The organism is Pseudomonas sp. PDM05, assembly GCF_014851685.1.
GTDB lineage: Bacteria > Pseudomonadota > Gammaproteobacteria > Pseudomonadales > Pseudomonadaceae > Aquipseudomonas.
Genome location: NZ_JACVAC010000003.1, coordinates 356,002 through 369,304, shown reverse-complemented (window position 1 = coordinate 369,304; position 13,303 = coordinate 356,002). Strand labels below are relative to the sequence as shown.

General features: G+C 62.2%; 16 protein-coding genes. 6 read left to right on the top strand and 10 right to left on the bottom strand.

Annotated features, from left to right (window positions below; genetic code table 11):
• Nucleotides 1-44: 44 nt before the first annotated feature.
• The 4 genes from IB241_RS09240 to cfaB all read left to right on the top strand — a co-directional run bounded on the left by IB241_RS09240 (nt 45) and on the right by cfaB (nt 3,255).
• Complete coding sequence (locus IB241_RS09240; protein ID WP_192298107.1) at nt 45-296, top strand: hypothetical protein; 252 nt, start codon at nt 45-47, stop codon at nt 294-296.
• 60 nt (nt 297-356) lie between these two features.
• Nucleotides 357-1,202 (top strand): DUF692 domain-containing protein, encoded by an 846-nt coding sequence (locus IB241_RS09235; protein WP_192298106.1) that lies wholly within the window; start codon nt 357-359, stop codon nt 1,200-1,202.
• Nucleotides 1,193-1,981, top strand: a complete 789-nt coding sequence (locus IB241_RS09230) for a DNA-binding domain-containing protein (protein ID WP_192298105.1) — start codon at nt 1,193-1,195, stop codon at nt 1,979-1,981. The genes IB241_RS09235 and IB241_RS09230 overlap by 10 nt, the downstream gene beginning before the upstream one ends.
• An 86-nt stretch (nt 1,982-2,067) precedes the next feature.
• On the top strand, nt 2,068-3,255 hold the full coding sequence (cfaB, locus tag IB241_RS09225; protein WP_192298104.1) for a C17 cyclopropane fatty acid synthase CfaB: 1,188 nt from the start codon (nt 2,068-2,070) through the stop codon (nt 3,253-3,255).
• Here the strand turns inward: cfaB and IB241_RS09220 are convergent.
• Together IB241_RS09220 and cls are read right to left on the bottom strand one after the other, a co-directional pair.
• Nucleotides 3,243-3,671, bottom strand: a complete 429-nt coding sequence (locus IB241_RS09220) for a hypothetical protein (protein ID WP_192298103.1) — start codon at nt 3,669-3,671, stop codon at nt 3,243-3,245. The two genes, cfaB and IB241_RS09220, sit on opposite strands and share 13 nt — an antisense overlap.
• 109 nt (nt 3,672-3,780) lie before the next feature.
• Nucleotides 3,781-5,220, bottom strand: a complete 1,440-nt coding sequence (gene cls, locus IB241_RS09215; protein WP_192298102.1) for a cardiolipin synthase — start codon at nt 5,218-5,220, stop codon at nt 3,781-3,783.
• A 130-nt stretch (nt 5,221-5,350) separates the two neighbouring features.
• Between cls and IB241_RS09210 the strand changes: the two genes are divergently transcribed.
• The gene (locus tag IB241_RS09210; protein ID WP_192298101.1) at nt 5,351-5,872 is read left to right on the top strand and encodes a DUF3617 domain-containing protein; all 522 of its coding nucleotides are present in this window, start codon (nt 5,351-5,353) and stop codon (nt 5,870-5,872) included.
• Here IB241_RS09210 and IB241_RS09205 read toward each other — a convergent pair.
• The 7 genes from IB241_RS09205 to folE2 are packed head-to-tail and all read right to left on the bottom strand — an operon-like array spanning nt 5,869 to nt 11,488.
• Nucleotides 5,869-7,206 carry a dihydroorotase gene (locus tag IB241_RS09205; protein ID WP_192298100.1) on the bottom strand — a complete coding sequence of 446 codons (1,338 nt, stop codon included), beginning with the start codon at nt 7,204-7,206 and terminating at the stop codon, nt 5,869-5,871. The two genes, IB241_RS09210 and IB241_RS09205, sit on opposite strands and share 4 nt — an antisense overlap.
• 3 nt (nt 7,207-7,209) lie before the next feature.
• Nucleotides 7,210-7,770 (bottom strand): DapH/DapD/GlmU-related protein, encoded by a 561-nt coding sequence (locus IB241_RS09200; RefSeq protein WP_192298099.1) that lies wholly within the window; start codon nt 7,768-7,770, stop codon nt 7,210-7,212.
• Nucleotides 7,767-8,180: a phosphoribosyl-AMP cyclohydrolase gene (gene hisI, locus IB241_RS09195; RefSeq protein ID WP_192298098.1), complete on the bottom strand. Its 414-nt coding sequence runs from the start codon at nt 8,178-8,180 to the stop codon at nt 7,767-7,769. The genes IB241_RS09200 and hisI overlap by 4 nt, the downstream gene beginning before the upstream one ends.
• Nucleotides 8,177-9,055, bottom strand: coding sequence for a metal ABC transporter substrate-binding protein (locus tag IB241_RS09190; protein WP_192298097.1), 879 nt, complete (start codon nt 9,053-9,055; stop codon nt 8,177-8,179). Before IB241_RS09190 ends, hisI begins: the two co-directional genes overlap by 4 nt.
• A gap of 11 nt (nt 9,056-9,066) precedes the next feature.
• Nucleotides 9,067-9,933: a metal ABC transporter permease gene (locus IB241_RS09185; protein WP_192298096.1), complete on the bottom strand. Its 867-nt coding sequence runs from the start codon at nt 9,931-9,933 to the stop codon at nt 9,067-9,069.
• A complete protein-coding gene (locus IB241_RS09180; RefSeq protein ID WP_192298095.1) occupies nt 9,933-10,601 on the bottom strand; it encodes a metal ABC transporter ATP-binding protein in 669 nt (222 codons plus the stop codon). The genes IB241_RS09185 and IB241_RS09180 overlap by 1 nt, the downstream gene beginning before the upstream one ends.
• Nucleotides 10,598-11,488: a GTP cyclohydrolase FolE2 gene (gene folE2 / locus IB241_RS09175; protein ID WP_192298094.1), complete on the bottom strand. Its 891-nt coding sequence runs from the start codon at nt 11,486-11,488 to the stop codon at nt 10,598-10,600. Before folE2 ends, IB241_RS09180 begins: the two co-directional genes overlap by 4 nt.
• 129 nt (nt 11,489-11,617) lie before the next feature.
• On the opposite strand from folE2, the gene IB241_RS09170 reads away from it, so the two are divergent.
• Entirely contained in the window at nt 11,618-12,820 is a 1,203-nt protein-coding gene (locus tag IB241_RS09170) for an N-acetylmuramoyl-L-alanine amidase (RefSeq protein ID WP_192298093.1), read from the top strand.
• On the opposite strand, the gene IB241_RS09165 is transcribed toward IB241_RS09170, so the two are convergent.
• Entirely contained in the window at nt 12,817-13,185 is a 369-nt protein-coding gene (locus tag IB241_RS09165) for a glutamine synthetase (protein ID WP_192298092.1), read from the bottom strand. The two genes, IB241_RS09170 and IB241_RS09165, sit on opposite strands and share 4 nt — an antisense overlap.
• Nucleotides 13,186-13,303: the final 118 nt, after the last annotated feature.

The following is a 13,303-nucleotide window of genomic DNA, read 5'->3' as shown; positions in this document are numbered from 1 at the left end:
CCGTTCGGACCGACACCCCTACTGATCTTTTGAGGACTACGACAATGAACTTCAAGAAGGCCTTTTCCGGTGCTGCCCTGGCTATCGCTGCCGCCGCCATGTTTGCCGGTGTCGCCATCGAGGCTCAAGCCGCCGACGCAACTGTGCACTGCTACGGCGTGACTTCCTGCAAAGGCATGAACGACTGCAAGACCGCGGAAAACGCCTGTAAAGGCCAGGCCGTCTGCAAGGGCCACGGTTTCAAGGCCATGACCAAGGCCGCGTGCGATGCGGCGGGCGGTAAAGTCGGCGAGTAAACGAGCGCACCCGCAGCGGTTGCCGTCCACCGCTGCGGACACTTTGCCCAGGAGTGTCTTATGTCCACTTCCCTTGCGAGCCTCGGTTACGGCCTGGGTCTGCGCAACCAGTACTACCAACAGATCCTTGAACAGTCGCCGGCCGTGGATTGGTTCGAAGTGATCTCCGAGAATTATCTGGTGCAAGGCGGCAAGGCCTTGTACTACCTGGACGCGATCGCCGAGCGTTATCCGTTGGTGATGCACGGTGTGTCCCTGTCCATCGGCGGGCCCCACGCCCTCGATCTCGATTACCTGAAACAGATCAAGCAACTGGCCGAGCGTATCCAGCCGGCGTGGGTGTCCGATCACCTGTGCTGGAGCCGCGGCAGCGCGCACCAGTTGCATGACCTGTTGCCGCTGCCTTACACCGAAGAGAGTCTCTACCACGTCGCCGCCCGCGTGCGCCAAGTGCAGGATGTGTTGCAGCGTCCGCTGGTGCTGGAAAATGTCTCCAGCTATGTGCGCGCCCAGGCGGATGAGTTGACCGAGTGGGAATTCCTCAATGCCCTGGCCCACATGTCGGGCTGCCAGTTGTTGCTGGACGTGAACAATGTGTATGTCAGCTCGCGTAACCATGGCTTTGACCCGTGGACGTTTATTCGCAACCTGCCGCCGCAGAGTATCCGGCAATTGCACCTGGCCGGGCATATGGACTACGGCGACTATGTGGTCGATACCCATGATCATCCGGTGTGCGATCCGGTATGGGCGCTGTATCAGCAGACTCTGCAGCACTTGGGGCCGGTTTCGACGCTGTTGGAGCGCGACGATCATTTCCCGCCGTTCGAAGAACTGCTCACCGAGCTGGGCAAGGCCCGTGAACTGGGGGCCAGCGCCCTGGCCGGGAGGCCGCTATGCGCCTGACCGAATGGCAATTGGCCTTTGAGCAGCACCTGCTTGCCGACACTTCAGTCGCCGACACCGGCTTCGCCGCCACGTTGCTGGGCGGGCCGAGCCTGGACGTAGACACGGGCCTGGCGATTTATCACAACGCCTATCGTGCGCGGTTGCACGAAGTGTTGCGCCATGACTTCGGCGCAATCTGGTATTGGCTGGGGGATGAGGAGTTTGTGTTGCTCGCCGAGGCCTACGTACGGCGCTATCCATCGGCCCATTACAGCCTGCGTTGGTTTGGCGAGCGTTTTGCCGCGTTTATCGTCGAGCACTTGGTGGCCGAACAGAGTGCGCCACTGGCCGAGCTGGCGCGTTTGGAATGGGCGTTCACCCTGGCGTTCGATGCGCCCCAGGGCGAACCGCTGAGCCTGAATACGATGGCGCTGCTGCCACCTGAGGACTGGCCGGATTTGCGCGTCAGCCTGGCGCCTTCGGTGCAACAGCTGATTTGCCACTTCAATAGCGTGGCGATCTGGCGTGCGAGCAAGGATCAAGGGGATTTCCCTGGCAGCCAAGCCTTGGACACGGCGCACATCTGCCTGGTGTGGCGCCACCAGAATGTGTGCCGCTATCGCAGCCTGGAACCGGCCGAAGCGTGCGCCTTGGCGGGGATGGTGAGCACCGGCTGGAGCTTTTCCGAGCTGTGCGGCGAGTTGGCTGTCACCTACTCGGAGGGCGCGCCGCTACAGGCTGTTACATGGTTGAAACAGTGGGTCGAGGAGGGCTTGCTCGAGCGCCGGGCGCCATAGCGACGGACTATCAGATCGATAGCCTCCTACTTGTCTTGGGATGGTCTACCCTCTTTTCAGACGTCTGAAACAAGGGGGGACTACTCATGCTCGCGCAACTTCCACCGGCCTTACAGAATCTTCAGCTGCCGCTGCGTCTTCGACTCTGGGATGGCCATGAATTCAACTTGGGCCCCGAGCCCAGTGTGACCATCGTGGTGAAGGACCCCACGGTCGTGCCGAAACTGACCCATCCGACGCTCGACCTGTTGGGCGAAGCTTTTATCGAGGGCAAACTGGAGCTGGAAGGCTCCATCAGCGAAGTGATCCGGGTATGCGATGAGTTGAGTTCTGCCCTGGTCGACGATGACGAGGGCACCCGCCCGGTGCGCTCGATCCACGATAAGGCTACAGACGCGGCGGCGATTTCCTACCATTACGACCTGTCCAACGCGTTCTACCAGCTGTGGCTGGACCAGGACATGGCGTACTCCTGCGGTTATTTCGAAACCGGCAGCGAATCCATCGATCAGGCCCAGCAAGACAAATTCCGCCACCTGTGCCGCAAGTTGCGCTTGCAGCCGGGCGAATACTTGCTCGACGTCGGCTGTGGCTGGGGCGGGCTTGCGCGGTTTGCGGCGCGGGAGTTCGGGGTCAAGGTATTTGGCATCACCCTGAGCAAAGAGCAACTGGAACTGGCCCGCGAGCGGGTGAGCGCCGAAGGCCTGGCGGACCAGGTCGACCTGCAACTGCTCGATTACCGCGACCTGCCCCAGGACGGGCGTTTCGACAAAGTGGTCAGCGTGGGCATGTTTGAACACGTCGGCCACGCCAACCTGGCGCAGTACTGCCAGACCCTGTTTGGCGCGGTGCGCGAAGGCGGCTTGGTGATGAACCACGGCATCACCGCCAAGCACACCGACGGCCGCCCGGTGGGGCGCGGCGCCGGCGAGTTTATCGAGCGGTATGTGTTCCCCAATGGCGAGTTGCCGCATTTGGCGATGATGACCGCCGAGCTTAGTGAGGCCGGGCTGGAAGTGGTCGATGTCGAAAGCCTGCGCTTGCACTACGCACGCACGCTGGACCATTGGAGCGAGCGCCTGGAGGACAACCTGGAGGCCGCGGCGAAGATGGTGCCGGAGCAGGCGTTGCGGATCTGGCGGTTGTACCTGGCCGGGTGCGCCTATGCGTTTGCCCGGGGCTGGATAAATCTGCATCAAATCCTTGCACTCAAGCCCCATGCAGATGGCAGCCATGAACTGCCTTGGACGCGTGACGATATTTATCGAGGGTGAGGGATGTTTTCCCAGGTCAATGTTGTGGGGTCTTCCACGGTATTTTTGTAACGGTGGAAGACGCCGTGCTGTTTGGCTGGGTTTTGATCGTTTTGTATATACAGCTGCTGGGTAAATACGTTGGTTGCCTGGCTGAAGGTTAAATCATGGCGAGCCAGGTATGCGCCCCAGTCGGTGGACGGCAGTGAGATAAAAGATATTCCCCAGCGTGGATCGCTCATATCGCCGACGATCACGAAGACGCCCCAATGGCGTTCGCCGGGTGAGAGGATCAGGTAGATGCCATTGTCGTAGAGATAGACCGCTGCCCGGTCGAAGGGCTTGTCTGGGTACAGCACTTTGTAGTGCAAATACAGGATGTCGGTTGGCTTGCCGATCTCCACGACGATCGAGGGGGCGCTTTGGGTGGCTTTCATGAAGGGCTCCAATTGTCATAAGTGACAGGTTGAAGCCTAGAGCAGAGGAGGCTGGAGAAGACGCCGTTTGTCGTATCGAGACATTTTCCAGGCCAATTGCCGCTGTCACTTACAAAATGGGCGAAATCAGCCGCGCCACCCGCATGCCCAATTGTTGCAGGCGCCGAGTCTCGCGGCTTTCTTCCTGGCTGACCTCGTGAGCCAGGGCAAAGTCGTCCAGCAGCATCCGTTCTACTTCATGGGCGAAGGCTTCATCCACCGTCAGCAACATCACTTCAAAATTCAGCCGGAATGAACGGTTGTCCATATTCGCACTGCCGATGGCGCTGATTTCGCTGTCCACCAACACCACCTTCTGATGCAGAAAACCCGGCGTGTAGCGGAACACACGCACGCCGGCGCGTACCGCTTCGATCGCATACAGGCTGGAGGCCGCGTAGACGATGCGGTGGTCGGGGCGCGACGGCAGCAGCAGGCGCACGTCGACGCCGCGCAATACCGCCAGGCGCAGGGCGGCGAACACCGCTTCGTCGGGGATGAAGTACGGGCTGGTGATCCACACGCGTTCGGTGGCGGCGTGGATGGCCTCGACGAAGAACAGCGAGCAGGTTTCATACGGGTCGGCCGGGCCGCTGGCGAGCAGTTGGCAAAGCACGCCGTCTTCCGGGTAGGTGTCCGGCAGGATCAATGGCGGCAGTTCCCGTGCGGCCCAGAACCAGTCTTCGGCAAACGACTCCTGCATGCACGCCACCACCGGGCCGGTGACCTGCACGTGGGTATCGCGCCAGGGTGCCAGCGGCGGCTTTTGGCCGAGGTATTCATCGCCGACGTTATGCCCGCCGACAAACCCGGTGACACCGTCCACCACCACGATCTTGCGATGGTTGCGGAAGTTGACCTGGAAGCGATTGAGCCAGCCGCTGCGGGTGGCGAAGGCCTTGACCTGTACCCCGGCGTCACGCAGGGATTGCACATAGCGGTGGGGCAAGGCGTGGCTGCCGATGCGGTCGTACAGCACGTAAATGGCTACGCCCTGAGCGGACTTTTCCTTCAATAGAGCGTGCAACTGCCTGCCAAGCTCGTCGTCATGAATGATGAAGAACTGGAACAGCACCGCCGTTTTTGCCTGGCGGATGGCGTCGAAAATCGCGCTGAATGTGGCGTCGCCATTGATCAACAAGCGCACTTCGTTGTTGGCCAGGCACGGCATGCGTCCCAGTTTGGGCATGGCGCGCAGCGAGGCGTAGGCGCTGGAGTTGCGCGCGGCGAGGGCTTCCTCGACCCACGGGCGCCAGTTCAGCTCGGTGATGGCGGTGTGCATTTCCTGGTTGGCCTGGCGGCGTGCCTGGATGTAGGCGTCGAAGGTGCTGCGGCCAAAGATCAGGTAGGGGATCAGCGTGAGATAAGGCATGAACATCAGCGACAAGGCCCAGGCGATCGAGCCTTGCGCGGTCCGGACGGTCAGCACCGCGTGGAGCGCGGCGAGGGTCCCGAGAAAGTGCAGCGTGGCGATGACGTAGGCGAGCAGGTGTGGGCCAAAGAAATCCATGGACGACGTTACTCCAGACAATCCAATGCCTAACAGACCATGTCTGGTGCCGAATGTCGCTATTTTCTTTGCCGTGCAACACTGACCGCTTTGCGGCGTCTAACGCCCACAATTACCCAGGAGTTACCCGATGAATGCACGTCTGCTCTGCTTAGCCATGGTTGTTGGTTTGTCGCTGCCGGTGGCAGCACAGGCGCAGATGCTGGCGCCAGGCTTGTGGGAATTGACCACCAGCAATATGAAAGTCGATAACCAGGAGCTGCCGGACTTGTCGCTGATCCTCGGTCAGCTCAAGCAACAGATGACCCCCGAACAGCGCGCCATGCTGGAAAAGCAGGGCATCACCATGGCCGGCAAAGGCGTGCAGGTGTGCCTGACTCCGGCGCAGGTCGCCTCGGATTCGATCCCCCTGACCGACCCGCAATCGGGCTGCAAGCAGCAAGTGACCGACAAGACCGGCAACCAGTGGAAGTTCCGCTTCAGTTGCCCGAAAGCCCAGGGCACTGGCGTGGCGACCTTCCAGAGCCAGAAGGAATTCACCACCACCGTCAATGGCACCTTCAATGCTACCGGCATCCAGCAGAAGGGCAGCCTGGACAGCCACGCACAGTGGCTGGGCAACGATTGCGGTACGGTCAAACCCCGCGCTTAACGCAAAAAGTGCAGGGGCAAGCCCTGGCAGCTGTCGACCACCTGGCCGTTGTGCCACGCCAGGTGGCCCGAGACCAGGGTGGTGCTGACGCTGTGGCGAAAGCTGCGCCCGGCGAAGGGCGTCCAGCCGCAGCGGCCAAGGATCGCTTGGCTGCTCACCGGCTTGCCGGCAGGTTCGGGCTGGATCAACACCAGGTCGGCCCAATAACCTTCACGCAGGTAGCCGCGATCGGGGATGGCAAACAGGTCGGCCACGCGATGACTGGTCTTCGCCACCAGGGTGGTCAGGGGCAGATGCCCATCGGCCACCAACTCCAATAACGCCGGCAGTGCATGCTGCACCAGGGGCAAACCCGACGGCGCCTCACGATACCCCAACTGTTTTTGCGCCCAGGTATGCGGCGCATGGTCAGTGCCGATCACATCCAGACGTTCACTCAACAAGGCCAGGCGCAGCGCGTCACGGTCGGCGCGGGTCTTGATCGCCGGGTTGCATTTGATCTGGTGGCCGAGGCGGTGATAGTCGCGGTCGTCGAACAGCAAGTGGTGGATGCAGACTTCAGCGCTAATGCGCTTTTCCGACAGCGGTTTGTCTTCGAACAACGCCAGCTCACGGGCGCTGGTCAGGTGCAGCACATGCAGGCGGGTGCCGTGGCGCTTGGCCAATTCCACCGCAAAGGACGACGAGCGATAGCAGGCATGCGCATCGCGGATCAGCGCGTGGGCGACGGCGGGGATGTGCTCGCCAAAGCGCTCGCGCAGGCGCTGTTCGTTGGCCAGGATGCTTGGCGTGTGTTCGCAGTGGGCCAGCAGGAGGGTCGGTACTTCGGCAAACAGGCGCTCGAGGATACGCGGATCGTCCACCAGCATATTGCCGGTGGAGGCACCCATGAACACTTTGACGCCGGCCACTTCACGCGGGTCGAGGGCGGCGACGGTGTCGAGGTTGTCGTTGCTTACGCCGAAGTGAAAGGCGTAGTTGGCCACCGAGTGCAGCGCGGCGCGGCGTTTTTTATCGGCCAGGGCCTCGAGGGTGAGGGTGGCCGGGTTGGTGTTGGGCATGTCCATGAAGCTGGTGATACCGCCGGCCACCGCCGCGCGGGATTCACTGTAGAAGCTGCCTTTGTCCGGCGCGCCGGGTTCGCGAAAGTGCACCTGGTCATCGATCATGCCCGGCAGCAGCCACTGGCCCTGGGCATCGATGGCCACGGGCGCGTTGCAGCCTTCGATGCTGCCGGCGATTTTCTCGATGCGGCCATTGGCGATCAGCACATCGGCGTCGAATTGCTGGCCTTCATTCACCAGGCGGGCGTTGCGGATCAGCAGGCGGCTCATGGCTCAGAACTCGTTTTGCAGGGCTTTGTAGCCGCGCACCAGGTCGACGTTGGTGCGCGCGACGTCTTCGGAAAATTCCGAGGCGCTGACGCTCACTGGCGGAAACTGCGACAGGTCGGTGTTCGGCCCGATACGAGTGGTGGAGGGTACGTAGAACGTGTCGGGCAAGTCGCGACCGTCGACCACCGAGTTGTGGCGCACCACGCAGCCATCGCCCACGGCGCAGTTGAACAGCACGCTGTTGAAGCCGATGAACACGCGGTCGCCGACGGTGCAGGGGCCGTGGACGATGGAGCGGTGGGCGATGGAGGTGAACTCGCCGATGGTCACGGCGGCGCCGGACTTGGAGTGGATCACCACGCCGTCCTGGATGTTGGAGTTGGCGCCGATGGTGATCGGGTCCATGGCGCCGCTGGCGTCGACCTCGTCGGCGCGGATCACGGCGTAGGGGCCGACGAAGACGTTCTCACCGATGATCACCTTGCCGCAGATGATGGCGGTCTTGTCGACGTAGGCCGATTCGGCAATCACTGGCAGATCGCCGGAAGGGTTTTTGCGGATCATGCTGAGGGCTCCGTGATGATGTGGATGTGGTCGCCGTCGATAGCGTTGTAGAAGCAACTGGGTCGACCGGTGTGACAGGCCGGGCCTTGTTGATCGACGATCAGCAGCACGGCATCGCCGTCGCAGTCCAGGCGCGCTTGCACCAACTGTTGCCTGTGGCCGGAAGATTCGCCTTTGCGCCACAGCCGCCGGCGCGAGCGCGACCAGTAGCAGACCTGGCCGGTGGCGAGGGTTTCGTCGAGGGCCTGGCGGTTCATCCAGGCCAGCATCAGCACTTCGCCGCTGCCGTATTGCTGGGCGATGGCCGCGATCAGGCCGTCGCTGTTCCACGCTAACGCATCGAGCACCTGATCGAGTGGAAAGCGGCTGCCGAGGGCAGCCCCTTCCAGGTCGAGCATGCGCAGGCTCATGGCTTGCCCAGGGCGGCGCACAGGGTGTCGAGGTTGTATTCGAACAGCCCGGTGAAGGTGCTGGCCGGGCCTTCGGCGGCGAGGGCGTCGGAGTACAGCGTGCCGCCGATCTGCGCGCCGCTTTCGTCAGCGATCTGCTTGAGCAGGCGCGAGTCCTTGATGTTTTCCATGAACACGGCCTTGACCTTGTCTTTGCGGATCTGGGTAATCAGCGCGGCAACTTCGGCGGCGGATGGCTCACGTTCGGTGGACAGGCCTTGGGGCGCGAGGAACTGAATCCCGTAGGCCTGGCCCAGGTAGCCGAAGGCGTCGTGGGAGGTGACGATGCGGCGGTTGCCGGCTGGCAGCGCGCCGAACTTGGCCTTGGCTTCGGCGAGCAGGCGGTAGATTTCTTTCAGGTAGGTTTGGCTGTTGCGCTGGTAGTCGGCTTTGTTGGCCGGGTCGGCGGCGATCAGGGCCTTGGTGATGTTGTTCACATAGATTTCAGCGTTGGCCAGGTTGTGCCAGGCGTGCGGGTCGGGGATGGTTTCGCCGTCTTCGTCCATGGTGTGGGAAATCACGCCTTTGCTGGCGGTCACTACGGTGGCTTTGGTTTCGGTGCTGGTCACCAGGCGGTCCAGCCACGGCTCGAAGCCCAGGCCGTTCTTGATGATGATCTTGGCCTTGAGCAGCGCCTTGGCGTCGTCCGGTGACGGCTCGTAGGTGTGGGCATCGGCGTCCGGGCCGACCATGTTGCTGATCTGGATGTGCTCGCCACCGATCTGGTGGGTGATGTCATCGAGAATACTGAAGCTGGTGACCACCTGGAGTTTGTCGGCCGCCTGGGCCATCGACAGCGGCAGCAGAAGGCTGAACAGTACGAGTAAAGCGCGCATCGGGAAACACCTCATTGGGATGACAGCAAGGGCGGGCGGCGCAGCAGGCCGTGCACCGGACCGAAGACCACGGACAGCAGATACCCGGCGCCAGCCACCAGCACGATGGCCGGGCCGCTGGGCAACGAGTAGTAGAACGACAGCAACAAGCCAAGCCACACCGACAGGCATCCCAGCACCGCCGATACCGCGATCAACACCGGCAGGCGCCGGCTCCAGAAACGTGAAGCAATGGCCGGCAACATCATCAGGCCCACCACCATCAAGGCGCCGATGGCCTGGAAACCGATGACCAGGTTCAGCACCACCAGCGTGAGGAACAGCCCGTGGGCGAGTGGGCCGAGGCGGCTGACGGTTTGCAGGAACAGCGGGTCGAGGGTGTCCAGCAGTAGCGGTTTGTAGATCGCCGCCATGGCGATCAGGCTGAAGCCTGTGACCCAGAGCATGCCGGTGAGGGTGGTCTGATCCACCGCCAGGGCGGAGCCGAACAGCAGGTGCAGCAGGTCCAGGCGTTTGCCCGCCAGACCGAGGATGAGCACACCGGCGGCCAGGGAGATGGGGTAGATGGCGGCGAGGCTGGCGTCTTCGCGCAGGCCGGTGCGGCGGGTGATCCACGCGGACAGGCCAGCCATGCTCAGCCCGGCGCCGAGGCCGCCGATCGTCAACGCGGGTAGGCTGAGGCCGGCGAACCAGAAACCAAGGGCCGCGCCGGGCAGGATGCCGTGGGCCACGGCGTCACCGATCAGGCTCATGCGCCGCAGGATCAGGAACACACCGAGCGGCGCGGTGCTGCAGGCGAGGACGAGCCCGCCGAGCAGTGCGCGGCGCATGAATACGAAGTCGACGAAGGGCATCCACAGGTGGGCGGCGAGGTGCATCAGGCCACCTGCATATGCGCTTGGGGGCGGATCAGGGTTTTGCTGTCGCCGAACACGCAGCCGCTGCTTTTGATTTGCACCACGTGCTGGGTGTGTTGGCGCACGGAGGCCAGGTCGTGACAGACCACGATCAGCGTGCGGCCCGCAGCGTGCCAGGCGTGGATGTGTTTCCAGCATAGTGCCTGGCCGTCTTCGTCGAGGGCGGCGTGGGGTTCGTCGAGCAGCAGGATGGGCGCTTCGGCGAGGCTCATGCGGGCAAGCAGGGCGCGCTGCAATTCGCCGCCGGACAACGCCATCAACGGGCGCTGTTGCAGGCCGCTGAGGCACCAGTCTTCCAGGACCGCCTCAAGGCGTTGGCTGCGTTGTTGCGGGGTGAGCTGCGAGCCCCAGAAGCCGGCGGCGACCAGCTCTTGCAGGCTGATGGGGAACTGGCGGTCGAGGTGTTGTTGCTGCGGCAGGAACGACAGGCCACCGCGCCGTGGAACCTCCACGCTGACTTTGCCCGCCAGCGGTTTTTGCAGGCCGGCGATGACTTTGAGCAGGCTGCTTTTGCCGGTGCCGTTGGCGCCGATGATCCCGGTGAGGCTGCCTTTTTCCAGGGTGAGGTCCAGGGCGGGAGTCAGCGGCTGGCCTGGGGCGCCCCAACGTAATGCGGTGCAGGTAATCATGCGGGGTGTCTCGTCCAGCGGCTTTCAGCCACGGCATCGTGCGCGTGCAGGCTTTCGGCATGGATCACTTTCAGGTGGAAGGCTTTGACGGCATCCGAGCGTTTCAAGGCGAGGTTCAGGCGGCGTGCGGCGTCTTCGCAGAACATCAGGTTCTGCCCGTTGGCCAGGGCGAAGGCTTGTTCGTCCGCACGTTTTACGGCGGTTTGCACAGCGGTGCCGAGGGCGGCTTCGGCGCTGTCGATCAGGTCGGTGAAGGGCAGTTGATCGCCTTGCAGATGGATGTGCAGTTGCGCGCTGCTGCGCTGGCTATGGGGTGTGGCGACGATGCCGTTGGCGCTGCCGAGCCAGGTCAGTAGGTCTTCGTGCTTGAGCGGGGCGTTGCCGAAATCCTCAAGAAATTGCTGCTGAATCAACTGCCTGGCGAGGGCGGCGGAGCAGGGGCAGGTTGAGGAGTAAGTAACGTCAATTTTTAGTTCCACGTGGAACATCTGGTTTTCCAGGCGCGCTTCGATGCTTACCGGGTAGCCTTTCCAGCCCGCCAGCGGGCTGACCAATGCCGGGCGTTTGAGCAGCAAATCGCTGTGGATGCGCAGGTAGGCGTTCTTAGATAAACCTTCATGTGTGTCGAGGAAACGCTGCAGTACATTACGCAGAAGTGCCGGCGTAAGGGGCTGCTGCTCAAGCATCTCCAGCGCCAGGTACAGACGTGACATATGAATGCCACGGGCCTCGCCATCGTCCAGGCTGACGCCGGCATCCGCGCTGGCGGTGAGGCGTTGGCCGTCGACGAGGATCGGCAGGGCGATGCCGCACATGCCGACCCAGTCGAGTGGCACGGCTTGGCGTGAAGCCTGCGCGGCAATATCCGGCAGAGTCAGCGCATTCATGGGCAGGTCCATCGTTGGAAGTAAAAAGACATGTTATATTATAACTATTGAGTCGACGATGATTTTTCTGCTCCGGTCTTTTTTCAGTCATGTCGAGTAGGGACGCTCCTTTTATCTGCGGTATTTTTCATGCACAGACGTCAGCTCCTTAACCTGCTGCTGGTCAGCCCGTTGTTCACCTTGCCGTTTACGGCCCACGCCACGCAGATCAGCAATGCACGCCTATGGCGCTCGGAAGACAAGCTGCGGCTGGTGTTCGACCTCAGCGGTCCGGTGCAGTACAAGACCTTTTCCCTGACCTCGCCGGAACGCTTGATCATCGACCTCAGTGGCGCGGGGCTGAGCGGAGATTTCTCGCAGTTGGCCTTGAAGAACAGCGGCATCACCTCGATCCGCTCGGGGCATTTCGGCAAGGCCGATACCCGCATCGTGCTGGACCTGGCGGCACCGATGCGGCTCAACAGCTTTCTACTGCCGCCGCAGGACGGCCAGGGCCATCGCCTGGTGCTGGACCTGACCAGCGCCACCCAGGCACCTCGTCAAATCGCCGCCGAACCGGCACGGTCCGTAGATAAGGCACACCCCAAGCGCGACATCATCGTGGTGGTCGACCCCGGCCACGGCGGCAAAGACCCCGGCGCCATCGGCTCCAAAGGCCAGCGTGAAAAAGACGTGGTGCTGTCCATCGCCCAACTGCTGGCCAAGCGTTTGAAGCGTGAGAAAGGTTTCGACGTAAAGCTGGTACGCAACGACGACTTCTTCGTGCCGCTGCGCAAACGTGTGGACATCGCCCGTCAGCACAAGGCCGACATGTTCATCTCGGTGCATGCGGATGCGGCGCCACGGCTCACCGCCTCGGGCGCCTCGGTGTATGCGTTGTCTGAAGGCGGCGCGACGTCTGCCACCGCACGTTTCATGGCCCAGCGCGAAAACGGTGCCGACCTGTTGGGGGCTACCACCCTGCTCAATCTCAAGGACAAGGACCCGATGCTGGCCGGGGTGATTCTGGATATGTCGATGAACGCCACCATCGCCTCCAGCCTGCAACTGGGCAGCTCGATCCTGGGCAGCCTGGAAGGCATCACCACCCTGCATCAGAAGCGCGTGGAGCAGGCCGGGTTTGCGGTGCTCAAATCACCGGACGTGCCGTCGATCCTGGTGGAGACCGGGTTTATCTCCAATGCCAGGGACGCTGAGCGGCTGGTCACGGCGCGTCATCAACAGGCGGTTGCAGACGGCTTGTTCGACGGCTTGAAAAAGTACTTCGAGAAGAACCCGCCGATGAACAGCTACATGGCCTGGGCCCAGGAACAGAAGAGTGGCCAGGTCTAACAGCCCGTTATCCGGCTACAGGTGAATTTGGCGCTGCTCCCACCGGAACTGGAGAACCTGTTTATGGTGGTCCAGCCCACGCGCCGCGTGTAGCCGACCCACGCCTCACCATCCGAAGCCAGCCCGGTAAAAAACGTCAGTTGCCCATAACGGCTGTTGGTCTGTGCCCACCGACGTTTGCCGATCACCTCGAAGCCGCGCAGATAGGTGGTGCTGCCGACCGTCGCCACGCTATAGGCGTTGCCCTGGGGGTCTACACAGGCCAGCAGATTGGCGCTGCGCGAGCATTTCGCCAGCAGGCTCGGCGCTTGGGCGCAGGCAGGTCCTGCCGCTGCCAACAACAGGGCGCATACCAGATATTTCATAAGGCTTCTCAGGGGCGCAGATGCTCAAGCATTGCGCCCTTCGTCATGTCGAGCAAGGGGGATTGGCTTATTTGTATTGTTATACTATAACATTAAGCCACAGCCTGACCCGTGAACC

Excerpts from the sequence above, each read along its gene's own strand:
- IB241_RS09240 (WP_192298107.1), top strand. The coding sequence starts at position 45 with ATGAACTTCAAGAAGGCCTTTTCCGGTGCTGCCCTGGCTATCGCTGCC.
- IB241_RS09235 (WP_192298106.1), top strand. The coding sequence starts at position 357 with ATGTCCACTTCCCTTGCGAGCCTCGGTTACGGCCTGGGTCTGCGCAAC.
- IB241_RS09230 (WP_192298105.1), top strand. The coding sequence starts at position 1,193 with ATGCGCCTGACCGAATGGCAATTGGCCTTTGAGCAGCACCTGCTTGCC.
- cfaB (WP_192298104.1), top strand. The coding sequence starts at position 2,068 with ATGCTCGCGCAACTTCCACCGGCCTTACAGAATCTTCAGCTGCCGCTG.
- IB241_RS09220 (WP_192298103.1), bottom strand. The coding sequence starts at position 3,671 with ATGAAAGCCACCCAAAGCGCCCCCTCGATCGTCGTGGAGATCGGCAAG.
- cls (WP_192298102.1), bottom strand. The coding sequence starts at position 5,220 with ATGGATTTCTTTGGCCCACACCTGCTCGCCTACGTCATCGCCACGCTG.
- IB241_RS09210 (WP_192298101.1), top strand. The coding sequence starts at position 5,351 with ATGAATGCACGTCTGCTCTGCTTAGCCATGGTTGTTGGTTTGTCGCTG.
- IB241_RS09205 (WP_192298100.1), bottom strand. The coding sequence starts at position 7,206 with ATGAGCCGCCTGCTGATCCGCAACGCCCGCCTGGTGAATGAAGGCCAG.
- IB241_RS09200 (WP_192298099.1), bottom strand. The coding sequence starts at position 7,770 with ATGATCCGCAAAAACCCTTCCGGCGATCTGCCAGTGATTGCCGAATCG.
- hisI (WP_192298098.1), bottom strand. The coding sequence starts at position 8,180 with ATGAGCCTGCGCATGCTCGACCTGGAAGGGGCTGCCCTCGGCAGCCGC.
- IB241_RS09190 (WP_192298097.1), bottom strand. The coding sequence starts at position 9,055 with ATGCGCGCTTTACTCGTACTGTTCAGCCTTCTGCTGCCGCTGTCGATG.
- IB241_RS09185 (WP_192298096.1), bottom strand. The coding sequence starts at position 9,933 with ATGCACCTCGCCGCCCACCTGTGGATGCCCTTCGTCGACTTCGTATTC.
- IB241_RS09180 (WP_192298095.1), bottom strand. The coding sequence starts at position 10,601 with ATGATTACCTGCACCGCATTACGTTGGGGCGCCCCAGGCCAGCCGCTG.
- folE2 (WP_192298094.1), bottom strand. The coding sequence starts at position 11,488 with ATGAATGCGCTGACTCTGCCGGATATTGCCGCGCAGGCTTCACGCCAA.
- IB241_RS09170 (WP_192298093.1), top strand. The coding sequence starts at position 11,618 with ATGCACAGACGTCAGCTCCTTAACCTGCTGCTGGTCAGCCCGTTGTTC.
- IB241_RS09165 (WP_192298092.1), bottom strand. The coding sequence starts at position 13,185 with ATGAAATATCTGGTATGCGCCCTGTTGTTGGCAGCGGCAGGACCTGCC.